Here is a 24,288-nt window from a genome sequence, read left to right as displayed (position 1 = left end):
TCTTCCGTCAGAGCTGCGTTCGAGTCTTCTTTCGCGCGGTTAAAATCCACTATCATAAGTCATGCGAGTTTCAGATGTTTCCATCAGAAATGCAGTCTTCGCGTGGATGCTGTTTGCAGCCTTTATTATTTTTGGTGCTATCTCGTTCATGCGTATGGGTGTGAGTCAATTGCCTGACGTGGATTTTCCTGTGGTCAATGTCTCGCTGACACTGCTAGGAGCAGCTCCTGAGATCATGGAGACCAGCGTTGTCGACCCTGTTGAAGACGCCTTATCGACTGTCGAGGGTGTTGAGCGTATTACATCGATTAGCAAAACAGGAATTGCGAATATTACGATTGAGTTTGAATTAGATCGCAACATCGACACGGCCCTTCAGGAAGTTCAAACAAAAGTTGCGCAGGCGCAAAAGTTGATTCCGACGAATGTCGATCCTCCGGTGATATCAAAGACCAATCCCGATGATCAGCCAATTATCTGGTTGGCGCTGACTTATGAAAAAAATGATCCCTACTTTCTGATGAGCTATGCCAAGGATTATTTGAAGGATCGTTTCACGATGGTCCCGGGGGTCGGTGAAATTATTTTGGGTGGTTATACGGATCCAGCCATGCGTGTGTGGCTGAATTCAAAACAGCTTTTGCGGAAAAATATTTCTGTAGAAGATGTGTTGGCCTCTATTAATTCTCAACATGCAGAAATTCCTGGAGGATTTATCCAGAATCCTGCGCGGGCCTTTAACGTCCGTACTTTAGGGGAATTTAAAGATGCCAAAGGCTTTGATCAGATGATCATCAATCGCAGAGCAGGTGCGGTGATTCGAGATCCGTTTAATGTCGTAAAACTGAAAGACCTAGGCTTTGCGAGGGAAGAGTTGGCCGAGGTTTATCGTATCTCGCGCTTTGATGGTGTGCAGGCGTTAGGGCTTGGAATTAAAAAACAAATTGGTTCAAATGCAGTGGCTGTTGCTGACGCCGTAAAAAAACAAATGGAGGATATTCGCAGCACCTTGCCGCCAGGAATGAAGCTTGGAATCAACTTTGATTCCACAAAATTTATCAATCAATCCATTCATGAATTAGTAAAGCACTTGATTTTGGCAGTCCTACTGACGTCTTTAGTCTGCTGGATTTTTCTGGGCAGTTGGACTGCCACCTTGAACGTGCTGCTTGCAATTCCGACTTCTATTATGGGCGCTTTCATAGGATTGTATTTTGCGGGATTTACTTTAAACACTTTCACGCTTTTGGGGTTGACCCTTGCCATAGGTATCGTTGTCGATGATGCCATCATGGTTCTAGAGAATATCTTCCGCTATAACGAAAAGGGAATGGGACCTATCGAGTCGGCCATCATCGGCGCTCGAGAAATTACTTTTGCCGCATTAGCGGCCAGTGTGGCGATCATTGCGATCTTTCTGCCAGTGGCCTTTATGAAGGGTGTGATCGGGAAATTCTTCTTGCAGTATGGTGTGACGATTTCTTTGGCCGTGTTGTTATCATTAATTGAGTCTTTGACCATCACACCAATGAGATGTTCAAGCTTCGTTCATCAAGGAGAAAGAACCACGCGCCTAGGAAAAGCCTTTGAAACAGGAATGGAGAAGTGGCGCGAGTTCTATTCCAGAAGTTTGAATGGGACTTTGAGACATCGTTGGATGGTTTTAATGGCGTCACTGTTTTTTGTGGGACTTTCATTTTTTTCGGTGGCTTTTTTAAATCGTGAAATGACTCCGGTGCAGGATCAAAGCCTCTTTATCTTGCGGCTGATGACTCCGGTTGGTTCGTCACTTGCGTATACCGATAGTAAGGCGCGCTTGATCGAACAATGGCTGAGGACACGCAAAGAGGTGGCGCATTTATATGTCGCCGTGGGCGGTCTTGGTTCGGGGGGCGGGAGTGATTCGAATACGGGGATGATGTTCGTCACAATGAAAGATAAAGGCCAGCGCGGTAAAGATAGCGCTACCGGAAAGGAATTGTCCCAGCAGGAGTTTATGGGTGTAGCTCGTAAAGAGCTTGCGAGGCTTCAAGATGTCCAAGTCTTTATGATGGATTTATCCAGTCGTGGATTCTCGACGGGGAAGGGATATCCTATCGAGTTCACGTTGCAGGGCCCTGATTGGGACAAGCTGGCTGAGTTCAACACCAAAATGAAAGAGGCAATGAAAAAATCGGGGATGATGGTGGATGTGGATTCGGATTATTTGGAAGGAATGCCCGAGGTGCAGATCACTCCGGATCGGTCGCAGGCGGCCCTTCGTGGTGTCAGTGCGCAAGCCATCGGAAATACGGTGCAGGCATTGATCGGTGGAGTAAAGAATGGGCAATACACGAAAAATGGTCATCGTTATGATGTATACGTTCAGCTGCAAAAGACCGAAGATCCTCGCGACGAGTTTCGCGATCTCTTAATTGGCAATGATATGAACAACCTTATTCCCTTGCAAAAGGTGACAAAATTGGAAATTAAGCCGAGCTTGCAACAAGTGTCCCGTGTGAATCGCCAACGGGCAATCACGATTTATGGAAATTTAACTCAAGGGACTTCTCAGCAGAAGGCGTTGGATTTTATCGCGCAAACGGCAAAGCAAATGTTGCCCGCCACATATTTTGTCGAGCAGTCGGGAGCGGCAAAAACGTTTAAGGAGTCATTCCAAAGTTTATTCTTTGCTTTGGGCGTTGGCATTCTTGTGGCCTATATGGTTCTGGCAAGTCAGTTCAATTCTTTCTTAGATCCCTTAACGGTTTTAATGGCTTTACCGTTTAGTTTCAGTGGGGCCTTCTTTGCCTTATTAGTTACGGGACAGACAGTGAACATGTATTCGATGATTGGGCTGCTCTTACTCATGGGAATAGTGAAAAAGAATTCGATTCTATTGATTGATTTCACCAACTCTGTGCGCGATCGCAATGATCGGGCCACCGCGGATCAGGCATTGAAAGAAGCCTGCCCCGTGCGTCTTCGTCCTATCATCATGACCTCTTTTGCGACGATTGCGGCGGCCATTCCGTCGGCGGTTGCAAGTGGCGCGGGTTCGGAAACTTTCAAGCCCATGGCAATCACCTTGATTGGAGGCGTGCTTGTATCAACGCTTTTAACTTTATATGTGGTACCTGTCACATATTCACTGGTAGATCGCTTTCGAAAACGAGATCAGAGAAGTCGCGATGTGAAAGCTGCTTTTGAAAATGTGGGTGATGCCGTGTCGATGCCGTTTGAAGACGGTGCAGTTCAAGAGCCGATTCCTGAGGAAAATCAACCCGAACAACAATTAAATGAAGTTGAAATTGAAAGAGCTGCTGAGCTGGCGCGCATTGAGAAGCGACATAAAAGAAAATTTTCCGACTTATTCCATTAGAGTGATTTACCGTATGTGTTTCATCTGCCCTACTTCCCCGAACACGAGAATGAAAGTACCACTGTGGATACGGATCAATTAACCATCTCTTCATAAGGAGAAGAAAATGAAAAAAATTTTGATCGTTTTCGCTTTGAGTTTGCTAGGGGCCTTTGCTCATGCTGATAACGGTGATGAAATGACGGCTCAAGGTAAATTGAGTTGGACATGTGGTTTGACGTTCACAGGCTCTTCAATGGGGGTGAAAGTGATCTTGGGTCATTTCACAACTCATGCAACGGGCAAATTGCGTTGTATCGACCTCGAGGGGAATCACTTCTCTAGAGATGTAAAAGTCCACATGGGTTCCCACTTCATCGGTCCAGTTGTAGGGGCTGGCTACTTTAAATTTGCAGGTGTTTCTTCAGAGATCAGCCTGTTTAACTGCAATCCAGATGTCTTGTTCGGAAGCTACGTTGTAGCGCACGGTCAAGGTGCTGTGATCGGCGGAGCAGGAACATTTGCAGCTGTTCGTGTAAAACCGCCGGAAATCGCAGTGAATGTGGCTTTGAAACTTGTTAAAGGCTTCGGTGCCCAGGTCGGTATTGAGCACTTCACAATCGAGCCTATGTAATTCCTCATTTAGAAGTGATGTTAACGCTGCCAGCGCTGTTGGTAGCTTAACGTCACTGTTTTTGAAAGATTCGAGTTTTCTGGTGAACCAAAGATCGTCTGATCCGCATAAGATAAGGTAATAGCTGACTCCATGCCCAGCATGTAATTTGCGATCACAGACCACGTCATATTCTGCTGAGAAGATCCGTCAGAATCTTGTGCGCCTCGCACGCGGTAGCCGTCTTCATACATTGAAGAAAGGCTTGATCCTAAGCGAAAGTCTCCGTAGCTCCAGCCTCCACCAATTGTGATGCTATGACCCCAACCTGGAGTCACAGTGACAGCGCCACCAGCCCCATCCGAATCGAAAGAGCGTGCAAAGGAGCGATGCAACTCGCCGCTCGCGTTCGTATCCCATTTTCCAAAAATCTTTGTAAAAATCATCCCTGTGCCGAGGGCAAAAAATCCACGACCACGAGAGTCTGCCGCGAATACATTCGTCGCATCATAAACTGAAGGTGACGTCGGCAAAGTGATTTGCAAAAAGCCCAATCCTTTTGGTTTCCACGCAGAGTAACTAAGTTCCGGCAGAATTTCATAGCCAAGATTCAAAGCCATATCACCAAGGCCTGAGTTCGTTTCATCAGAGACTTTTTTATAAACCACAGGAATGGAAATTCCTGCCTGGGTACGATCCGTCATAAGAAGAGCACCATCAATTTTAAATGTGCTACTGACATTGTGATCATTGACGTGGGTCCACTTACCATCTGGATAGACATAATCTGTGACCGAGCCATAACTGAGCGATGTTGTCAGTTGTGCCTTATCATCACCCAGAATCAAAGCAGGGAAGGCAAAACCACCTCCACAACAACTGGCAGCCCAGGTTTGTGTGGATGAAAATACAATCAGAATCACAAGCAAAGATCTCATTAAAGAACCAACTTTTCTGTCGCTTGGTCCACAGTGGATGCTGAATCTTTTAAGAACACGCGAATTTCCCAATCGCCAGCCATAATAAAGTAGACGTTGCTCACACGGAAGACACCGTCTTGAAGTTTTTCGATTTTAACAGGAGCTGATCCATGTCCCATGGAAGGCATCCACAAAACCACCGAAAGATTTTGTGTCGGATCTTGGTAAGGACCATTTACATTGGCGTTTTTTTTATTCCAGATATGCAAAATAAATTCAGATTGCTGTGGAGTTTGAGGCCCCTGTGTCCATGAGATACTCGCGCACAAATCGACTTTAGTGAACTCAAGGGCGCAGTCTGCGGATTGCTGTTGATTATTTTGCGCAAGCTCCTTGGGATCAACGTAGTTTTTACGAGCACAGGCGGAAAGCGCAATAAAAAGCAGAATAAATAAAAAACGCATTTTAGTCCTCACGCTGGATGAAGCAGCCTAAAGCGCGACCTTCTTTCATGCGCGGCTCTTTGCCGTCCTGAATGTCAGAGAGGACTTCTTTAAGGAATTGATGTTTCGCCGCCGGACCCACATGAGAATCCGTAACCCCGCCCTGATAAAGTAGTTCGCCTTTATTGTTAAAAACAAAAGTATGGGGAGTTTTAAGTGCTCCCAATTGATTAGCCCAGGTATTTTTTTGATCTTGCAGGACTGGGAAGTTTAAGTGCGCCGTTTGGAAGTGGGCCTTTGTGTCTGTCGCATTTTCATCAGCATTAGAGTGAATGCCTACAAACACAAAGCCCTTATATTCGTCAGCCAGTTTTTTAAGAATGTCTTCGTGGCTTGCCGAGCAAGGGCATTTCGAAGACATGAAAACAAGCACGGCGCCTTTACGAGACGTCGTAAAATCAATCTTTTCGATTTTGCCATCCAACACATTTTTGCCTTCCAAAGAGGTCATGGAAACAGTCGCAAAGGCGTGAGAGGAAATAAGCAACATGATGGCTAAAAGAAAGGCATTTTTCATAGAGAATGACCTAGCATAGAGCCTCAGAAAAATGCACGCCACAAATGGTTGCGCTGAAATGACACAGGGCGATTGCGACTCCGTAGGGCCATCGTTTAGAATTTTTATATGTTTAGTCAGCTCAAAGTCTACTTTCAAAAGTTCAAGCAGTACAAACAGGGTGGAAAGATCCACAGCGATCTCGATATTCTTTTAAGTTCTGCCGAATCACAAAAGAGCCTTGAAGACAAGTTGCAGTGGCTTGTGCGCTTGTTGCAATGGGTTCGTTATGCACGTCCCGTGGATGATCACGTCGACATTGAAGCCGTGAAAATGCCGGTGGCTCGCCTGCGCTATCTATTGATGGTGTTGGATCGCAATTCAGCTTGGAAAAAAGAGACAGCGCGGATTCTCAGAGCCGCAGTTCAGAATGTGAGTGGCATTGAGCTGTACACTGAAACAGGGCTACCTCGCGAGGTCGGGGTTATCGGAGAGACTTTTGATCGTATGATTATGAAGATGCTACCGACGCCACCGCTGGATCATGAATTGGGTTATTTATTTTGGGCTTTATTCCCGGATAAAAAAGATCCTCAATGGCTGACAGCTATTGATCATGGCACTTTTGATAAAATGGTCGAGTTATTTAATTATGAAATCGCCGACGAGGAGCAGATCTGGAGTCATTTGATTCGCGATCTTGAAGATGCTCTAACTTACCTGGTGATTCAAGTGCGGGCGATTGGGTTGTCTCCGGGCATTCGTCATCGCTTGGATAAAAAATCTTTCAGGGAATCTGCCTTCTTTTCTTTGGTCAGATCGTTAGATGAATTTTTAGAGGCTTATCATAATGAACCGAGCAGTGTTCTAGAAAGAGCCTCGCGCTTAAGATTATTGATCTGGGAGTGTCGCAAAGAGCTTGTTCAAGTCCATAAGCATCTGGATGAATACGGAGTGAGTATCAATTTGGTTTTCCAAATTGCACGTTTGCAGGCTTATCTTTATCGCATTGAAAGTCTGATCGAAATATTGCTCACCGAAAAGGTGGATGTGAAAAAGGTGACTAGCTTTTTAGCCACCATCGTCGAGGAAAACCAAGAACTGCGCAGTGTTGGTACTTTGATTTCTCAAAACATCAGTTTACTTGCAAAGAAGGTGGTCGAGAGGGCTGCGGAAACCGGTGAGCACTATATTACTCGGACCAAAGAGGAATATCGCAAGATGGTTCAGGGCGCGGCCGGAGGCGGATTTATCACAGCCTTCACAGTTTACATCAAAACAGGCATTTTGGCGTTGGGACTGTCGGGCTTTCTTGTTGGATTGTTTGCCTCGTTAAATTATGCGATTAGTTTTGTGATCATTCATTTGGCTGGATTTACACTGGGTACAAAGCAGCCGGCTATGACAGCGCCAGCGCTCGCTGAAAAAATGAATGATGTGGGTTCGGAAGCGGGAATGAACAGTCTTGTCGATGAGATTGCTCACTTAATTCGCTCACAAGTCGCTGCGATCAGTGGAAACGTCTTGATGGTGGTTCCCGCGACACTGTTGTTTGATACGATTTTCTTTTTCTTGTTCGGCCGACATATCATGTCCCATGAGACGGCTCATCATTCGTTCACAGCAGTGGATATTGCTGGGCCCGCACTGATATATGCTGTTTTTACAGGGGTTTTATTGTGGCTTTCAAGTTTGGCTGCTGGGTGGGGCGGAAACTGGTTTGCTCTCTATTCTTTAAGAAAGACATTAGCGCGCAGTCCGACACTGATTACAGTATTTGGTAAAGTGAATGCGCGACGAATTGCGGTGTTTTTCGAAAACAACATTTCAGGTCTGCTGGGCAATATCGTCTTGGGTATTTTCCTTGGAATGATTCCTGAGGTGATGCACTTCATTGGTATTCCATTGGAAGTTCGTCACGTGACTTTATCATCAGGAACTTTAGGTGCAGCGATTCCGGTGATGGGTCTTCCTTATATGGAGACTTGGGAGTTCTGGCGAGCTGTGATTGGCATTGTCTTGATCGGCGTACTCAATGTTTCTGTGAGTTTTGGATTAGCATTGTGGGTTGCGATTCGCGCAAGAAGCATTAATGCTCCTCAACAGCGGGCAATTGTACGAGCTGTTTTCAAGCGTCTTGTAAGACATCCACTCAGTTTCCTATTCCCAGTCGGCTCTACAGTGGTAAAAACATCTTCAGAAGAGCATGCTTAAATTTTCTTCAAGAATGCTAAACATCAATAAATGCGCCGCCAGATCAGATCGCGGCGCGTTATTTACAGTGAATTAATTTTGAGCATCTCTATTGGGTTTAAATCATAGCACGTATAAGCAGAACTTATAGTAGGACTTCTTCTGGTTCTATTTTTGAACTGAGGTGCCACTTTGGAACTACGAATTCATGACAGTTTTTTTCACTTTTTTCGCTTCAAAAAAAAATTGAGGTGGTTCCAAAAGAGTACTTGATAAATGTTTCAACGTGAACTGAACTGCGTCTCCATAAGGGCTTCAAAAGGGTGAAGTCCACGGAAATTAGGGGGGACCTAATAATGAAACTAACTGCGTTTTCACTTATTTTGTCAGCATTGCTAGCGACGACAGCTCACGCTGAACGTGTGATCGTGATCATGAAAGATCAACAAACGTTTAAAGCTGCTAACATGGCTTACAAAACGAATGGTGCTTATTCTTTGAAGGGTTCAGGCATCAAAGCTTCTTCTTTGTCATCAGTAGATGGTAAAGTTGAGCAATCTCTTGAAAACCTTAATACGTTGATCGTTAATGCGAAAGACGACGTTGAGATCTCTAAATTGCAGGCTGATCCAGCTGTTGCCTATGTAGAGAAAGAAGTTTTCCACGAAGCTCCACGTCCAGTAGCTGGTTGGTTGTCAGCTCCGGCTCCAACTACAACAACTGTTCCTGGTCCTAAAACTCCATGGGGTATCTTGGCTGTGAAAGCTCCTCAAGCATGGGGCGTTTCTAATCAAGGTCAAGGCGCTCGCGTTCTTGTTCTAGATACTGGTATCGATTTCAACCATCCTTCTTTGAAAGCTAACTTCGAAAAAGGTCAAGACTTCACAGGCGACAGCTCTGGTGATGATATCACTGACCATGTTGGCCACGGAACTCACGTTTCTGGTACAATTGCTGGTGTGATGGATGCTCAAGGCTTCACAGGTGTTGCTCCAAAAGCAAAACTTTTGATGGGCCGTGTATGTTCTGAACAAGGTTGTTCTAACGTTGCTATCGCTTCTGGTATCAACTGGGGTATCACTCAAAAAGTTGATGTTATCTCTATGTCTTTGGGTGGCGCTTGGTCGACTCCTGCAGAAAGAGATGCAGTTTCTAAAGCTGACAAAGCTGGTATTACAGTAGTTGCAGCGTCTGGTAACGACGGTACTAACAAAGTATCTTACCCAGCAGCTCTTCCTTCTGTTATCGCAGTTGGTGCAGTTGATAACACTTCTAAAAAAGCTGATTTCTCTCAATACGGCCCTGAGTTGGCAGTTGTTGCTCCAGGCGTAGACGTTGTGTCTTCAGTTCCACAAGGTACTGGCCGTGAGTCTTCTGTATCTTTGACTGTGGGTCAAAAAACAGCGGTTGTTCCTTCTGCTACATTCCAAGGTGCTCGTGAAGTTTTGAATGGCGAGACAAACACATTGGTTGATTGCGGTCTTGGTAAGCCAGAAGATTTCACTGGTAAAGATGTTAAAGGCAAATACGCTTTGATCTCTCGCGGTGACATCGCTTTCGGTGACAAAATCAAAAATGCTATCGCTGCAGGCGCAACTGGCGCGATCATCTACAACAACGCTCCAGGCTTGTTGCAAGGTTCTTTGACTTCAGATGGTTCGACACTTCCAGCAGCAGTATTCATGGTTGAGCAAACTGTGGGTCAACAACTAGTAGCGGCCTTGAAATCTAAAGTAGCTGTATCTGCAACTGTTAAAACTGTTGCTACAGACTACGCTTCTTTCCAAGGTACTTCTATGGCGACTCCGCACGTTGCGGGTGTTGCAGCTTTGATCAAAGCTACAAATAAAAAACTTACTGGCGCACAAGTTAAAGCTATCTTGAAACAAACTGCGACGGCTTTGGGACCAAATTCAAACAACGAATACGGTTCTGGTTTGGTAAATGCTGAAGCAGCTGTAAATGCAGCTAAACAAGCTAACTAATTAAGTTTTAAATTTAAAAAACTTGAAAAGGCTCGGTATCAAACCGGGCCTTTTTTTTTGCGTTTGTCATAGCAAACCTCTCAGACTCGTAACTTGCTATTGTCGACTCTCTGAAATGAACTTTTTGGCTAGGGGAATCTCAAGGGGAGATTTCTTAAAACTGCCACGGAATTTAGGGGAGATCCGATGAAACTATCCACGTTTTCTGCATTTCTGTCCGGAGTGACGATAGCCGCTTTGGCTTCAACGACATTAGCTGATCAAAAACTTATCGTCGTGATGAAAGATAAAGCTTCGTTCAAAGCTGTCAATGTTGCCTATCAAAAACACGATCCAGCGCTTTTGAGTAAAGCAATGCTGGATTCTTTCCCAGTCAATCATGTTTCTGAAAGTCTTGAGCACTTGAACACCTTTATTATCAATGCGCAAAACGATGAAGAGATCGCTCGCCTTCAACACAGTCCGGGCGTCAAAATAGTCGAGAAGGATGTTATGCATCCATTGCCTGTGACTTGGTATTCTCATCGCAGTCTTGTGGCGAAGGATGTTCCGGGGGCTAGAACTCCGTGGGGTATCGTGGCTGTGAAAGCTCCACAGGCATGGGCGAACTCTAAATCAGGCGATGGGGCTCGCGTACTGGTGCTTGATACCGGGATCGATCAAGATCACCCAGCATTGAAAGCGAACTTTGAAAAAGGTCATGACTTCACAGGCAGAAGTTCTGGTGATGATATTACTGACCTTGTGGGACATGGAACCCATGTGTCTGGAACAATCGCCGGTGTGCTTGATGATACTGGCTTCACAGGTGTGGCTCCTAAAGCAAAAATTTTGATGGGCCGTGTATGTTCAACTTTGGGTTGTTCGAGCTCTGCCATCGTTCAGGGAATCAACTGGGGTATCGATCAAAAAGTTGATGTGATCTCGATGTCTTTGGGTGGTCCTTGGTCGACGTCGGCGGAACAAAATGCTGTGGCCCAAGCTGATGCTGCAGGCGTTTCTATTGTGGCTGCCTCTGGTAACGATGGGACGAATAAGGTTTCTTATCCTGCGGCTTTGCCAACGGTGGTGGCCGTGGGGGCGGTGAATGAGCAATTGGTGAAGGCGGATTTCTCTCAATACGGTCCCGAGCTTGCGATCGTGGCTCCGGGTGTGGATGTGTATTCATCCGTTCCGCGCGGAACAGGTCGTGATGCAGATGTGTCTTTGGATGAAGGCCAAGGGGCCAGTAAAGTAAAAGCCACTTCGTTCTCTGGCGCTCGTGAGGTGATGACTGCAGAGACAAATGTCCTTGTTCCTGCGGGTCTTGGTAAACCCGAAGATTTCCAGGGCAAAGACTTCAAAGGCAAATATGCGTTGGTTCAACGTGGTGAGATCTTTTTTGCTGATAAAGCGAAAAACGCAGGTGCGGCGGGTGCAGTGGGTATTATCATCTACAATAATGCCCCAGGCTTGATCGAAGGTGCGTTGACAACAGACGGTACGACTTTGCCAGTTGCTGCCTTTATGGTCGAGCAAGAGGTAGGACAAAGAGTTTTGGCGGAAATCAATTCTGGCAAGACTGTGAAGGCCACTCTTCGCACAATCGCAACAGATTACACAGAGTTTGCCGGAACATCGATGGCGACTCCGCATGTGTCAGGTGTTGTGGCGTTGATGAAAGCTGCAAATCACAGTTTGACGCCTTCTCAGGTGAAATCTATCTTGAAGCAGTCAGCGCAACCTCTAAGTCCTAATGATCAAAATCAGTATGGTGCAGGTTTTGTGAATGCGGAAGCAGCCGTTAACGCCGCTTTGCAAACTCACTAAGTCTTGTTAACTGCAGGCGCGTTACATAATCAGCGGTCCTTTTGGCGAAGGACCGCTTTTTATTTGCCCGCAGCCTTGGTTCTTTACATAATTTTTATATGCACAATCTTCCTACGGCGATTACGGATCTCGCACTCATTTTGGGAACAGCGGGTGTTGTCACTTTGCTTTTTCGAAAACTCAATCAACCTCTGGTTCTGGGGTATCTTGTCGCCGGTTTCTTGGTGGGACCTAAAACTTCGGTTTTGCCCTCAATCTCGGCTTCGGAAGGTGTGCAACTATGGGCCGATATCGGTGTGATATTTCTTTTGTTCGCACTGGGGTTGGAATTTAGTTTTAAAAAACTTTTGCGTGTGGGTGGAACGTCAAGCTTCACGGCTTTGTTTGAAGTGTCTTGTATGACGGTCTTTGGCTACTTTACAGGGCGAGCTTTAGGGTGGAACTTCATGGATAGCGTTTTCTTAGGCGGTATCTTAAGTATTTCATCAACGTCCATTGTGGTGCGCACATTGGATGAGCTGGGATTTCGGAATCGCCGTTTTGTCGGAGTATTATTAGGCATTTTGGTCATTGAAGACTTAGTGGCGGTTCTCTTGTTGGTTTTGCTAACGACCGTGGCGCTGACAAGAAACTTCTCGGGTGCTGAGATGATGTTCTCAAGCCTTAAGCTCGCATTCTTTTTATGTCTTTGGTTTGTGACTGGGATTTTTTTACTACCAAGCTTTCTTAAAAAATCTCAGAAAATTTTAAATGAAGAGACTATCCTTGTCGTCGCTGTGGGGCTTTGTCTTTTAATGGTGGTCTTTGCGAATAAGGTCGGGTTTTCTTCGGCGTTAGGTGCTTTTATTACGGGCTCGGTATTGGCAGAAACTGTTGAAGCGGAGCGTATTCATCACTTGATCAGTCCACTTAAGAACTTATTTTCAGCTGTCTTTTTTATTTCCGTGGGCATGCTGATCGATCCGCAAGTTTTGACCGAGCATTGGCGTTTGGTTTTATTGCTATCAGCGGTTGTGATTTTCGGAAAAACTTTTGCAGTAACAACGGGATCTATTTTAGCGGGGCAAACGTTTAAATCCTCTTTGCAAACAGGAATGAGTCTCGCGCAAATTGGGGAGTTCTCGTTCATCATCGCTACTGTGGGATTGAATTTGAAAGTCGTCAGTGCAGAATTGTACCCCCTGGCGGTTGCAGTGTGTGTGTGTACGGCATTTACGACTCCATACATGATTAAATCAGCGGATCTGGTGTATCGAGGATTTGAAAAAGTGCTTCCGGGTTCTTTTATCGTGGCTTTGGATCGTTACAGCATGCTTTCGTTTTCGCTTGCGTCGAACCGCGAATGGCGAGAGCAGGTTCGCGCTTATATATTTAAAATCTTTTTAAATGCTGTGATTGTTATTGCGATCTTTTTATTTATGGCTCGCGTATTTTTGCCATTCTTGCTAGAGCGTCAGATGGAAGAAGGTTCCGCAAAACTTATTACTTTGTCTGCGACATTGCTAGCAAGTGCTCCGTTTCTATGGGCCTTGGCTCTGGGAAAGACAAAGGGCTTCGACAGTCTTTTGCAGGACTCTGGCAAGACCGCCCATAACTATGTCTTTTTAGTTTCTAGAGTTATCGTTGCCATGGGACTCGTGGCCGCGATGGTGGCGCAGTTTGTTCCTCTGTGGTGGGCATTGGGTATCACTGCGTGGATGGTTGTAGTGGTGGGATATGTTTTTGCGACGAAACTTAAAGATATCTATCAATGGTTTGAAAATCGCTTCCTGACGAACTTGACCGATGAAACTCATAAGGTTCACGCGAAAAAGCACTCTCATAATTTAGCGCCTTGGGATGCCCATATGACTGAATTTGTAGTCCCTGCAGAGGCGCCTTATGTGGGGGCTCCATTTTATGATTTAGGGATTCGTGAAAAATTCGGTGTGACCGTAGCTTTGCTTGAGCGGGGCAAAAGACATATCGCAGCCCCTAAAGGTCTAGACACCTTGATGCCCCATGATCGTATTTACGTGATCGGAGATGACGAGCAGCTCACTCGTTTCAAAGAATTCATCGAGTCTGAAGAAGTCATCAGTGGTATTCAAATTCAGGAAACCCCTGATTATAGTTTAGAACAATATCGTTTAGGCCCCAACTCTGATTGCGTTGGCAAAACGATCAGGGACTGCGGTCTTCGCGAAAAGACCCAAGGTTTGGTTGTGGGAATTGAACGCGAAGGAAAGCGAATGTTAAATCCGGACTCGAGTGAAACCCTATTGGCTGGTGACACTCTGTGGATTGTCGGTGATCGCAATAAGATCCTCGAACTGGATTAATTAAATACGCCAACGGATCATATTCTTAATCATCTCTTTTTTGCGGGTGGTGTAAGGCGGGTACATCATGCTTAAGAACTTACCACCCCATCCTTGTCGAAGAACGGCCTTTGCGTGAGAGAACGTGCGGAAGCCATGAATGCCATGACAACTTCCCATGCCACTTTCGCCGACTCCACCAAACGGTAGAGAGCCATTTGCTAAGTGAATCACAGAATCATTGATGACAAGTCCTCCAGATGATGTTTGTTGAGTCACGGCCTCGATATTCAATTCGCTATGAGAATAAAGATACAAAGCCAAAGGTTTTGGTCGCTCATTAATGAAATGAATGACTTCAGGTATCTCTTTAAATTTTAAAAGTGGCAGAATCGGGCCGAAGATTTCTTCGTTCATTAGGCGCGAATGAGGATCGACGTCCTCTATCAGTGTAGGACTTAAATATTGAGTGTTTACATCTACTTCTCCGCCAAAGATAACGTTACCTTTCATGGAAACAGCCTCATCAAGTAATGCTTTAAGTCTGTCGAGGTGTTTTGAAGAGATGATGCGTGCGAAATCAGAACTCGATTTGCGTGCGTGGCGGTCTTTGCCATAGGTGTCTTCCAGTTTTTTCTTCAAGAGGTGGGTGAAGTGTTGGAAGATGCTTTCTTGAACAAATAAGTAATCCGGAGCCACACAGGTTTGTCCTGCGTTCAGGAATTTGGCCCAAAGAACTTTTTCTGCCGCCAATTCTAGATCGGCAGTGCTATCGATAATGGTTGGAGTTTTGCCACCCAATTCAAGAGTGACGCTGCTGAGATGTTCTGCGGCGGCCCTCATCACCAGTTTGCCGATGGCAGTGCTGCCGGTAAAAAAGATGTGATCAAAAGGTTGTTTTAAAAGAGACTGAGTTGTTTCGGCTCCTCCTTCGACCACGGCGATATGTTCTTCCGAAAAAGCACCTTTGATTAAACGGCTGATTAAAGCACTGGTGTTCGTTGTGAATTCAGAGGGTTTTAAAACAGCGGTATTGCCGGCAGCGATGGCTGAAATCAAAGGTCCGAAAAGAAGATAAATCGGGTAGTTCCATGGAGCGATGATTAAACATACTCCTCGGGGCTCATATTGAATAAAGCTCTGACTGCCTTTCAAAAACAATGGCGACGAGACTTTCACGGGCTTCATCCACTCTTCTAATTTCTTTTGCGTGTGCTTAAGCTCCATGATCAGTGGATAGATCTCGCTGACCAAGGTTTCCATTTCAGGTTTTGCGAAATCCTGCTTTAAAGCTTCGCAGAATTCTTTTTGATGAGAGTCGATTAGAATTTCTAGCGTCTTAAGATATTCAAGACGTGTTTCAAGAGATTCTTTGCGAAGTTGCAAACTGAATTGCTGCTGATGAAGATATAACTGATCAAACATAGTTCTATGTTAGTTCAGCTTGGAAACCAGGCAATAGATTTTTTATTTTGTTGAATGTCAGGAAGTGTGGACGATTTAGCCTAGAACGCGCTTTCCTTGCGTTAGGGCCTGTAGCAAAATTTCAGCTCCTAAGTCGTTATTCATCAATTCAGGGTGGAATTGCAACAAAAGTCCATGTCCATTGCGAAGTTCGGTGGCTTCTGTGACTCCGTCGTCGGCTTGGGCTGCCATTTCTAAAATGCCACCTTCGCGGTAAACGACAGACTGATGGTGGATTGAATTCACTAGCAATTTATTTGTCGTAGGAGTGATGGACTTTAAAATATTATGGCTGGTGCTTTTGATTTCAATCGAGTGCCAATCATTCTCATGTGGTACGGAAGCGCCCACATGATGGGGAAGATCTTGAATCAATTCATAACCTAGTGCCACCGAAGCGATTTGCGATCCTCGGCAGACTCCAAGTAAGAAGCCTTTTTCTTGTTCAACAAACGAACGAATCAAAGAGGCTTCAAATTGATCACGGGATGGAGAGATCTTGCGGCAGTGGGAGTTGATAGCTTTGTACAGGGCTGGATCGACGTCATCTCCACCCATGGCGACCATGAAGGGGAAATTGTTAGCGATTAAATTAAAAAGCTCTTTCGTTTCTTCGCAAGTAAGCCCCAGGTTTGCGTTTATTGGTAGAATAAAGCAGCGCTCCTGAGCTTTGGAAAAAACATTCATGAAGCCCTTAATGCGAGGAGAGTACAGCGAATAATCGTAAGGCAAATTTGCGATCATTAAAACGCGCGGTTCCCACAAAGATTCCTCGAGTAAAGAAAAGCCCGTCATTGGCAGTTGAGGAATTTGTGAAGCGAAAAGTTCAACCAGGCCCGAATTTTTAGCCATTTCTGAAAGGTAGCGATGGGCGGCCTGTTCAGGTTTTTCACCATGGCGGACAGGGAGAATCAGCGGAGCCAAAGTGGCGCCAGAGTTCCATTCATAAAGACGCAGTGTCGATGTTGAAGAGGACATAGTTGGATAACTTATCGGAAATTCGTGGCGTTTCATGATGGACTAAGAGTGTCTCAAAAAGAGAATTCAAAGGGAGGTCCAGAAACGCTGCAGAAAAACAGGTAGGAAGGTCTAGGAAAAGTAAAAGGGACTGTTGCCAGTCCCTTTTTAAAGGATTTATCGGATCGTTGGTTTAGTAAAACTCTAACTCATTTTGTACTGGGTAAAGTCCTTGAGCACGTGCCTCTTCAGGAGTGATATCGAATGCAGGGTTTGCGCTGCCAGTCATTGTGCAGCTGACATCAACGTTGGCGTTGCCCATTGAAGTGGATGCATTCAGCTCACCATCATAAGTTCTAGAGTCAGCATTGTAATCGGCGCTCAATTGGCCAGAGCCGTCCTTACCTTCGCCAGTTGCGTGGATATAGCGACCTTCTTGAACGTCACTTGCTGTCGCGTGCATTACGCCGGTATAAGTAGAACCGCCATTTACTTTCACGACGATATCACCCACAATTTGATTGCCAGTCACAGTGGCATCGGCCGTAATTTTGTGGAAGAAGTATGTTCCTTCACAGTGAAGTTTTGCAGCATAAGACATGCTACCGATAAGTAGAGACGCGCCAGTTAGTAGTAAGATCTTCATGTATTCCCTCCGTTGGAAAACTGAAAATATCTTACGTTAAGAACCAGCAGGAATGCAAAATAAAAGAACTCTAGGCCCAGACACGGTTTGTGCAATTGGGTGGTTCAATGGATAAGATAGCTATTTGCAGAATGAATAGGTCGGATCTTTGCGGCAGAGCTCTGCTTTAAGCATGGCATTTTCGCTCTTCAAGTCTCGAATGTCGGCTTTTTCATTTTCCTTGAGATTGGCTATGTCGCGATGAATGCTGGCGCTGTCAGCAATCCATTGATGATAGAATTCTTTAAGCGCCTGCAAAACAATCGCGGATAAATGAGAATAATCGACTGTTTTAATTCTCTTTAAAGGAGCTTTTTCATCGGGATTTTCAACTTCTTTGACCAGTTCAGGAAACTCTCGTTCCACCTCTTGCGCAATCACACCGATTTGTCGTCCCTGTTCTTTTCGCGCTTTCGGGTCTTTCCAATCGAAAGTAACACCACGAAGGTTTTCAATTTTGGGTATTACATTTTCCATAGTTTGAATATTTTCTTTCAAACGTACGTCGGAAGAAGAGGTGAGAGCTCCGCTATAATAGGTGGTTGTTGCATTGAGAGACAGCGAGGTAAGATTCGCGCCCGCAGTGCCTGCTGAATTGAGACCTCGGATAACCAGATTTTGACTTCCGCCATTGCTGCCATTGACGTCACTGACATTCAAGAATGCTGTGTTCGTGGCGGTGTAAGCTATCAGTGAAAGTTCCCCGTTGTTGACCGTTAACGAGCGAATGGGACTCGACGTGCCGATGCCTACGTTACCGGAAGAGTTCACAACGACTCGAGCCATGTTTGCCACGTTGTCATAGATATAAAAGTCATTAACGTTTGCTACGCCACTATCGACGCCCATTTCAAATGTCGAAGTGGCGTTCTGCTTGAATTGGACACCAGCTCGTCGATCTGTTGTGTTGGCGGTCGCAATTGTCACATAGGCTTGACTGGTTCGGGTATTCCCGGCGATGCCTGAACCAAAGCCTCCATTTCCAACGACTTCAAGTTTTCCGACGGGAGAAGTTGTGCCGACACCGACATTGCCTGAATCGGTAAAGCGAACGATTGAACTATTACCGGCTGTTTGAATTTCCATGCCCGGTGAAGCATTTGTGTTATACCCAAAATAGTCTTTTGTTGTGCCCGACATTGAAAATGCGATAAACGAACCGGTTGTCGACGTAGAATCTAAGAGAGTACTAGTATTAGATGAACCGGTCACATGAAGCTTCGCCGATGGGCTTGTTGTTCCAAGGCCCACACTGCCAGAGGAGTTGATATAAACTCCTTGATTAGGTAAGCCACCTGCTGCCAATGAGATTGTTGCTGCATCTAATTCAAATCCCGTATAGGCCATGGTGCTGCGATTGTATGCCATCATTCCTGTCGCACCACCAGGCCATGCTCCGGGCCAAAACTCCACACCAGGTCCGCCAGAGACAATCGATAATGTTCCCTGAGGGGACGTCGTGCCAATACCTACTTTGCTTCCAGTATAATAGACATTTGAATTGGCCAGAGTTGAAGCGGCATTATAGTAAGGAATATATCCCGCAGTCCCAGAGCCCGATAAAGTTCCCGCAGGCAAATCTGCAGAAGCAATACCTCTGAATGTTGGAGTGCCCGAACTTCCATTTGGAGCTGCGAAGAATGTATTCGCAGTTTGCGATGGGAAAGTTACCTGTGAACTTGAGACCGCGATATTAGTGCAAGATAAATTGTCGGTCGCAGCGGTCCAGGTAAGTGTCTGACCGGATGTACATCCAACACCACCAAAAGCTTGAGTGCCTGTGATCGTAGATCTTAAATCAAACATGCTGATAAAGTTTGGTGTCCAACTAGTTCCATTCCATCTTAAAACTTGGCCTGTGGATGATGGAGCTGTCGCGCTGACTGCGGTCCCTTGAAGTTTTGCGACTGTGAAAGCACCTGCGTTTGTCATACTAACATCACCACTTGGCGCAACGGCTGTGGCAACATTAGAACCGTTACCAACCCAAATATTTGCAGAGGTCAGAGAGGTATCTTGCTTGTTATTAAATGTTGTCCAGTCCGTTGAAGACAGATAACCACTTTGCGAGCTGCTTGCTTGTTGAATTCCAATATTCGGTGCACTTGCAGATCCAGAGTTTGTAATTGGCGAAGTCACAGAAACACTCGCGACACCTAAATTTGATAAGCTTGTCCAAGAAAGATTTCCAGAACCATCATTGATCATGAGTTGATTGGCAGTACCTTGAGCCGTTGGCAGGCGAAGAACGTAACTTGTTGTGATAGCCGCAGAAGGTCCTTCCACCGCAACGGTGTTAGCTCCGCTGCCAGCGGTATAGATATTTCCAGTGTTCGCGGCAAAAGTCAGATTACCTGACATAGAGTCGCCAGATTTTAAAACGTTCAATGATGCTGAGCCGGTGACGTTACCAGTGACATTTCCCGTTAAATTCGCAGTAATTGTTCCCGCAGAAAAATTCCCAGAGGCATCACGTTTTACAATCGTCGAAGCTGTATTGGCATTCGTTGCAGCATTGGCAAGAAGTTCTGCGGAATGAACATTCGCAGCCGTAGAGCCTCCAACAGAGTTCACAGTGGCAACCACTGAGCCCGAACCACTGGCAGAAACATCGCCAGTTAAGGCGGTGATAGTACCGCCGGCACCGTTTGCTGAAGCAATCACAGACCATGTGCTCGAGTTGTATTGATAGATTTTATTTGTATCGGTCGCAAAATAGATAGCACCTGCAGAAGGTGCAGCAGGTTTACTTGCGTCGACACCTGTTTGAATTGATGGCGTACCACCAGCGTTCGAAACCAGTGAATCGGTGATGCCATAGCCAGATAATGTGGTCGGTTTGGAGGTAATTGAGGACCAGGCCGGAGTGAGTATCGTATTTGAAGCAGCAGTCAGTCGACCTTGAGCATCGACAGTGAATGTTGGAGTCTGAGTTGCTGAGCCATAAGATCCCGCTGTTACGGTCGTATCGGCTAAACTAATAGTTCCACTGGAAGTGACTGGGCCCCCCGTTAGGCCAGTACCTGTCGCAACACTTGTGACGGAACCGCCGCTTCCGTTATTTGAAGCCAAGGAAATCCAACTTGATCCGTTATCGAAGTAAATTTTTTGAGTGTCTGTTGCTGCATAGAATCGACCGTTTGTGCCGGCAGCAGGCTTTGAAGCGTCGACGCCTGACTGAAGGCTGATAGCGTTTCCGGCATTTTGAACTCCGTCGGTGATGCCATAGCCAGAAAGAGTTGTGGGTTTGCCAGTAGTGATTTTAGACCAATCAAGACTTGGAATATCACTGGCAGAAAGTGTTGAGGAAGACGTCACGCGACCCTTGGAATCGTAGGAAATTTTAGTGCCAGTTCCAGCAGTGGTGATGGTGGTTAATGTTGGGTTGGGATATGTGCCAGTTAGATCTCCGCCGGCACTGCCGCTAGGGGTGGTTGAAATTGTAGCTGGGGCCCACTGTGTTCCATTAAATTGTAAAACCTGATTTGTCACAGGAGTTGTTGTTGCAACAGCTTTTCCTTGAAGAGCTCCCACGATCGTAGCTCCTTGTGTGCCAGTGACGTCACCAGCAAGAGAGCCCGTAAATCCTGCCGCATTCCCTGCGATATCGCCAGAAACTTTCGAGCCAGAGATTGCAATCGGAGTGCAAGAGAAAGTGTCTGTTGCAGAAACAAAAGTCAGTGTTGAGCTGGCTGAGTTACACGTCGGAAGACTCGAGTAGGGAACGTAACCGGAAAGAGCTGAAGAAAGGCCCGAGACATCACTTTGTTGAATGAGGGCATTCACCCAATTGGTTCCGTCGAATTTCAAATACTGACCACTGGCCAACGAAATGATGGAAAGAGCTTTGCCATTCAAACCTGCGACGCTGGGATTGGGATAGGTGCCACCGAGGTCTCCGCCGGCAGTTCCCCCCGGGGCGACTCCAGAAATTGTTGTTGCTGTTGCTGAAGTGATACGACCGTAGCTGTCAACGGTGATCACTGGGGTTTGAGTGTTCGATCCGTAACTGCCACTCGCTACACCAGAGGTGCTTAGTGAGATCGTTCCACTGGATGTGATAGTGCCACCACTTAAACCTGTTCCGGCTGTGACACTTGTAACTGTGCCCCCGCTGGCTCCAGAAACTGAAGAGCAGCCAAGCTTTTGTGTGGTTGCATCCCAAGTCAGAAAGCTACCGCCTCCGCATGAGGCACTGCCTGAGCCTGAGTTGTTGATATCCGTTTTGAGCACAAAATCACCGGCGACATTTGTTCCCAACTTTTGGGCGGAAGTTGCAAAGCCGGCATAGGGAACAGCGCGAATCGCGTTGTCAGGTGAAATGGTGTTCCAGCCAGACCCATCATAGAAAGCAACACGCAAAAGGCGGCCATCAGTCACTTGGGGAACGTAGGGACTTGCTCCTGATTGAGAGCACGAGTATGTATTGCCAGCACCTAAACTACAAACACCGCAGTGATAAGAAATGCCCGAGTTGTTGAAGATATCAGTCACAGAACTTCCGCTCGCGATGTACTGAATGCTGCCGGTGCCAATCGGAACGTCGAAGACGCCGCCCGAGTTCGTCATGTCCACACCGTCGAACTGTTCTTGATAGATCACACACTGCCCTGTAGGGTCTGTGATCTTAAAAAGAAAACTGGTGCTGTTGTACTGATACGGAGTTCCGTCTGCTTTAAGAATTCGTCCTTGGTAATTCAATGAGTTGGAAGTAGCAGAGCTGGAGACAGCCTGTGCAAATGGCGCACATAACATTGCTGTTAGTAAGAATAACGAAACAGTTATCTTTTTTAGCACGGCTGTGATTTCCTTTTCACACAAGTACGTTCAGGTAGCCATGTCTCGCTCGATACCTAACTTTTCGGTATTTTTGCGATATTTTTTTAATGAAATGGTGGCAATAATCTGAAACATCTCGAAATGAGACATTAAATCTGGACCTAAGCTTAAATCACTTTCCGGCTCTAGGTTGATAAAAAAAAGCCCCGCTTTTAAAGCAGGGCTTCGATAGTTAGCGGATGAGTGGAGAGATGTTACTGCACCTTGTGCATGACAAGACCCCAAGGGCCGATCATGAGAGACCCGTCAGAGCCGATGGCATAAGTTTGATCCATTTTAATATCTCTCCCGCCTGGGCCCGGGCTCACAGTGATCTTATGAAGAACGCCGTTTTCGCAAGCAAGTTGAATAGTGCCGTATCCTTCGTTAGAGTGAACCTGTCCATCAATCACCCACAGCTGACCACCTTCATCTCGGTAAGCCAAATTGCCATCGACGTCAGCGCGTGCGAATGAAGACTCAGAGCTTTCACCGCCTGCGGTTCCTCTAAAGGTTCCAGAAATATCAGGACATTGACCATTGTAACCAAGTCCACTGGCAAACGCAGAGCCGCTAGAGATCATAAGAGCGATAATCACGAATGCATTTTTCATAACAAGATCCTCGCAAGTAAAAGAATTTATATAATCTATGAATGTTCACATGGCGAAGACTTGCGATGGTTATGCCAGGGCAATAAGAGTTTAATTCGATTTCAGAAATAAAAAATGTTAATCCCCTGAAGCACTGTCAATAATTGTCAGCCTTCGATGTCTTTGGGGCTATGATGATTTCTGGTTCGAAGAGGGGGTGATTATTCTGATCAAAAAACGGATTAGGTTGTTTCCATCCCTGGATCTGTCCTCGAACAATCAAATAAATCATAATGAAGATCCACTTGAGAGGAAACTTTTTGGAAGTGCCTTTGGGAAGGGGAGGAATGCCGCTCTCTCCATTAGCTCGGGCTCTCACTGGCCCTAGGCTGGCTTTGTCCTCCTCACTCAAACATTGAGTGACTAATCCGATGTACCCTTCTTTCCCCGAAAGGGAGTTAGCAAGAGGGGATTTGCAACAAGAGGCATACCATCTGAAGGTGCCTGATTGAGGTGTATTCTTTAGGCACTTCAGATATTCTTGGCCACTGGTGATCCTCAAAAGCTTCGGAAATACGGGGACGACTTCCAGTCCTCCGTTTTCATCCAGAATGTTTTTGCTATTTCCTAAGGCGCGAGCAAAGCGTTGGCAGTCTTTGCACATGCAGACAATTCGCAGCCCTCTTAGTTCTTCTGGCCTTTCAATTTCACCGCGCAATTTCCCACACTGACAGCTGATCTTCATCATGAGTCGAGACCTCTTTGACTTCAAGATGACATGTTTTTTGGCTGGTGTATATATGGGCAAAAAAATGGGGGAGCTCATCGCTCCCCCGGAGTCTAGAAGGGAACCACCAAACCTTCTTTGACTCGCAAACTTAAATTTAAAATCTAATTCCTAGCGTCTGTTTCTTGTGAACACCTTCGCTGTTTGCGTTCGGCCGATCGTCAGCCACAAAGAGTACATCACCACTCCAGAGTAAAAGAGACAGAACATCGCTACGTTATTTAGATCAGTCATCGAGTTACCCCTTTCTCCTTGAATCGGCCGTCCCTGGCCTCGGTTGCTTTGAGGCGCCATCCTAGCTCCTCTTGCTTCCGTTGTAAGAGCATCCGTGCTCTTGTTGTATTGACCAAGAAGTAGCCGGTGGAGGTTAAAAGAAAAATGCTAAAAATGTGGGCAATGAGGTCTAGGTTTAAGTGAAAAGCTGCGGCAATGGGTTTATTTGACTCTGGGAAGTCAAAATGCTTAACTTTTTATTCCCTCTATTAGATTTATTTATCTAATTTCGTTTTCGGTGCGCGCGGATGGTGGAATTGGTAGACACGTACGTTTGAGGGGCGTATGCGCAAGCGTGAGGGTTCAAGTCCCTCTCCGCGCACCATTTCAAAGAATCGCAGTTTGGTTCTACTCACTTCATGGTGGAACTTTATCCAAAACACACAAAAATCATAAACTTAGCAGACGAAGGGTTCTACTCACTTCATGGTGGAACTTTATCCAAAACACACAAAAATCATAAACTTAGCAGACGAAGCCTGTAGTTTTTAAAGCTTCTAAATCCGAAAGCCCGCTTCTGCAACAGTTTTGCGAGATTGTTAAAACCTTCCG

General features: G+C 45.9%; 17 protein-coding genes and 1 tRNA gene. 7 read left to right on the top strand and 11 right to left on the bottom strand.

The annotated features are described in order from the left end of the window. Positions 1 to 61: 61 nt before the first annotated feature. Together VF412_RS18815 and VF412_RS18810 are read left to right on the top strand one after the other, a co-directional pair. On the top strand, positions 62 to 3,361 hold the full coding sequence (locus tag VF412_RS18815; RefSeq protein WP_331340817.1) for an efflux RND transporter permease subunit: 3,300 nt from the start codon (positions 62 to 64) through the stop codon (positions 3,359 to 3,361). Between the two features lie 106 nt (positions 3,362 to 3,467). Continuing rightward, positions 3,468 to 3,974: a hypothetical protein gene (locus VF412_RS18810; protein WP_331340816.1), complete on the top strand. Its 507-nt coding sequence runs from the start codon at positions 3,468 to 3,470 to the stop codon at positions 3,972 to 3,974. Positions 3,975 to 3,994: 20 nt separating this feature from the next. On the opposite strand, the gene VF412_RS18805 is transcribed toward VF412_RS18810, so the two are convergent. The 3 genes from VF412_RS18805 to VF412_RS18795 are packed head-to-tail and all read right to left on the bottom strand — an operon-like array spanning position 3,995 to position 5,893. Then, on the bottom strand, positions 3,995 to 4,891 hold the full coding sequence (locus VF412_RS18805; protein ID WP_331340815.1) for a serine protease spb1: 897 nt from the start codon (positions 4,889 to 4,891) through the stop codon (positions 3,995 to 3,997). Then, on the bottom strand, positions 4,891 to 5,337 hold the full coding sequence (locus VF412_RS18800; RefSeq protein ID WP_331340814.1) for a FixH family protein: 447 nt from the start codon (positions 5,335 to 5,337) through the stop codon (positions 4,891 to 4,893). Before VF412_RS18800 ends, VF412_RS18805 begins: the two co-directional genes overlap by 1 nt. Position 5,338: 1 nt before the next feature. Further along, positions 5,339 to 5,893 carry a redoxin family protein gene (locus VF412_RS18795; RefSeq protein ID WP_331340813.1) on the bottom strand — a complete coding sequence of 185 codons (555 nt, stop codon included), beginning with the start codon at positions 5,891 to 5,893 and terminating at the stop codon, positions 5,339 to 5,341. A 108-nt stretch (positions 5,894 to 6,001) separates the two neighbouring features. Here VF412_RS18795 and VF412_RS18790 point away from each other — a divergent pair, with 108 nt between their 5' ends. The 4 genes from VF412_RS18790 to VF412_RS18775 all read left to right on the top strand — a co-directional run bounded on the left by VF412_RS18790 (position 6,002) and on the right by VF412_RS18775 (position 14,180). Next, on the top strand, positions 6,002 to 8,086 hold the full coding sequence (locus VF412_RS18790) for a site-specific recombinase (protein ID WP_331340812.1): 2,085 nt from the start codon (positions 6,002 to 6,004) through the stop codon (positions 8,084 to 8,086). Between the two features lie 335 nt (positions 8,087 to 8,421). Further along, on the top strand, positions 8,422 to 10,050 hold the full coding sequence (locus VF412_RS18785) for a S8 family serine peptidase (protein WP_331340811.1): 1,629 nt from the start codon (positions 8,422 to 8,424) through the stop codon (positions 10,048 to 10,050). 186 nt (positions 10,051 to 10,236) lie between these two features. Next, positions 10,237 to 11,859, top strand: coding sequence for a S8 family serine peptidase (locus tag VF412_RS18780; protein ID WP_331340810.1), 1,623 nt, complete (start codon positions 10,237 to 10,239; stop codon positions 11,857 to 11,859). A gap of 98 nt (positions 11,860 to 11,957) precedes the next feature. Next, on the top strand, positions 11,958 to 14,180 hold the full coding sequence (locus VF412_RS18775) for a cation:proton antiporter (protein WP_331340809.1): 2,223 nt from the start codon (positions 11,958 to 11,960) through the stop codon (positions 14,178 to 14,180). Here VF412_RS18775 and VF412_RS18770 read toward each other — a convergent pair whose 3' ends face one another. From VF412_RS18770 to VF412_RS18740, 7 genes are all read right to left on the bottom strand, one after another. Further along, complete coding sequence (locus VF412_RS18770) at positions 14,181 to 15,584, bottom strand: aldehyde dehydrogenase family protein (RefSeq protein ID WP_331340808.1); 1,404 nt, start codon at positions 15,582 to 15,584, stop codon at positions 14,181 to 14,183. A gap of 75 nt (positions 15,585 to 15,659) precedes the next feature. Beyond that, positions 15,660 to 16,601, bottom strand: coding sequence for a gamma-glutamyl-gamma-aminobutyrate hydrolase family protein (locus VF412_RS18765; protein ID WP_331340807.1), 942 nt, complete (start codon positions 16,599 to 16,601; stop codon positions 15,660 to 15,662). Between the two features lie 172 nt (positions 16,602 to 16,773). Continuing rightward, entirely contained in the window at positions 16,774 to 17,226 is a 453-nt protein-coding gene (locus tag VF412_RS18760) for a hypothetical protein (RefSeq protein WP_331340806.1), read from the bottom strand. Between the two features lie 120 nt (positions 17,227 to 17,346). Next, positions 17,347 to 22,062 (bottom strand): tail fiber domain-containing protein, encoded by a 4,716-nt coding sequence (locus VF412_RS18755; RefSeq protein WP_331340805.1) that lies wholly within the window; start codon positions 22,060 to 22,062, stop codon positions 17,347 to 17,349. Positions 22,063 to 22,298: 236 nt separating this feature from the next. After that, the gene (locus tag VF412_RS18750) at positions 22,299 to 22,697 is read right to left on the bottom strand and encodes a hypothetical protein (protein WP_331340804.1); all 399 of its coding nucleotides are present in this window, start codon (positions 22,695 to 22,697) and stop codon (positions 22,299 to 22,301) included. A gap of 136 nt (positions 22,698 to 22,833) precedes the next feature. Next, positions 22,834 to 23,424, bottom strand: coding sequence for a DUF6151 family protein (locus tag VF412_RS18745; RefSeq protein WP_331340803.1), 591 nt, complete (start codon positions 23,422 to 23,424; stop codon positions 22,834 to 22,836). A gap of 150 nt (positions 23,425 to 23,574) precedes the next feature. Continuing rightward, the gene (locus tag VF412_RS18740) at positions 23,575 to 23,697 is read right to left on the bottom strand and encodes a hypothetical protein (protein ID WP_331340802.1); all 123 of its coding nucleotides are present in this window, start codon (positions 23,695 to 23,697) and stop codon (positions 23,575 to 23,577) included. A 281-nt stretch (positions 23,698 to 23,978) separates the two neighbouring features. Here VF412_RS18740 and VF412_RS18735 point away from each other — a divergent pair. Beyond that, positions 23,979 to 24,061, top strand: a tRNA-Leu gene (locus VF412_RS18735). A gap of 132 nt (positions 24,062 to 24,193) precedes the next feature. On the opposite strand, the gene VF412_RS20130 is transcribed toward VF412_RS18735, so the two are convergent. Then, a partial coding sequence (locus VF412_RS20130) for a transposase (RefSeq protein WP_414640837.1) occupies positions 24,194 to 24,288 on the bottom strand: 95 nt, incomplete at its 5' end.

The sequence above is a fragment of the Bdellovibrio sp. genome, assembly GCF_036384735.1.
Classification (GTDB): domain Bacteria; phylum Bdellovibrionota; class Bdellovibrionia; order Bdellovibrionales; family Bdellovibrionaceae; genus Bdellovibrio.
The sequence above is the reverse complement of the archived record's forward strand: the minus strand, read 5'-3'. Positions and strand labels throughout refer to the sequence as shown.

Excerpts from the sequence above, each read along its gene's own strand:
- VF412_RS18815 (WP_331340817.1), top strand. The coding sequence starts at position 62 with ATGCGAGTTTCAGATGTTTCCATCAGAAATGCAGTCTTCGCGTGGATG.
- VF412_RS18810 (WP_331340816.1), top strand. The coding sequence starts at position 3,468 with ATGAAAAAAATTTTGATCGTTTTCGCTTTGAGTTTGCTAGGGGCCTTT.
- VF412_RS18805 (WP_331340815.1), bottom strand. The coding sequence starts at position 4,891 with ATGAGATCTTTGCTTGTGATTCTGATTGTATTTTCATCCACACAAACC.
- VF412_RS18800 (WP_331340814.1), bottom strand. The coding sequence starts at position 5,337 with ATGCGTTTTTTATTTATTCTGCTTTTTATTGCGCTTTCCGCCTGTGCT.
- VF412_RS18795 (WP_331340813.1), bottom strand. The coding sequence starts at position 5,893 with ATGAAAAATGCCTTTCTTTTAGCCATCATGTTGCTTATTTCCTCTCAC.
- VF412_RS18790 (WP_331340812.1), top strand. The coding sequence starts at position 6,002 with ATGTTTAGTCAGCTCAAAGTCTACTTTCAAAAGTTCAAGCAGTACAAA.
- VF412_RS18785 (WP_331340811.1), top strand. The coding sequence starts at position 8,422 with ATGAAACTAACTGCGTTTTCACTTATTTTGTCAGCATTGCTAGCGACG.
- VF412_RS18780 (WP_331340810.1), top strand. The coding sequence starts at position 10,237 with ATGAAACTATCCACGTTTTCTGCATTTCTGTCCGGAGTGACGATAGCC.
- VF412_RS18775 (WP_331340809.1), top strand. The coding sequence starts at position 11,958 with ATGCACAATCTTCCTACGGCGATTACGGATCTCGCACTCATTTTGGGA.
- VF412_RS18770 (WP_331340808.1), bottom strand. The coding sequence starts at position 15,584 with ATGTTTGATCAGTTATATCTTCATCAGCAGCAATTCAGTTTGCAACTT.
- VF412_RS18765 (WP_331340807.1), bottom strand. The coding sequence starts at position 16,601 with ATGTCCTCTTCAACATCGACACTGCGTCTTTATGAATGGAACTCTGGC.
- VF412_RS18760 (WP_331340806.1), bottom strand. The coding sequence starts at position 17,226 with ATGAAGATCTTACTACTAACTGGCGCGTCTCTACTTATCGGTAGCATG.
- VF412_RS18750 (WP_331340804.1), bottom strand. The coding sequence starts at position 22,697 with ATGAAAAATGCATTCGTGATTATCGCTCTTATGATCTCTAGCGGCTCT.
- VF412_RS18745 (WP_331340803.1), bottom strand. The coding sequence starts at position 23,424 with ATGATGAAGATCAGCTGTCAGTGTGGGAAATTGCGCGGTGAAATTGAA.
- VF412_RS18740 (WP_331340802.1), bottom strand. The coding sequence starts at position 23,697 with ATGACTGATCTAAATAACGTAGCGATGTTCTGTCTCTTTTACTCTGGA.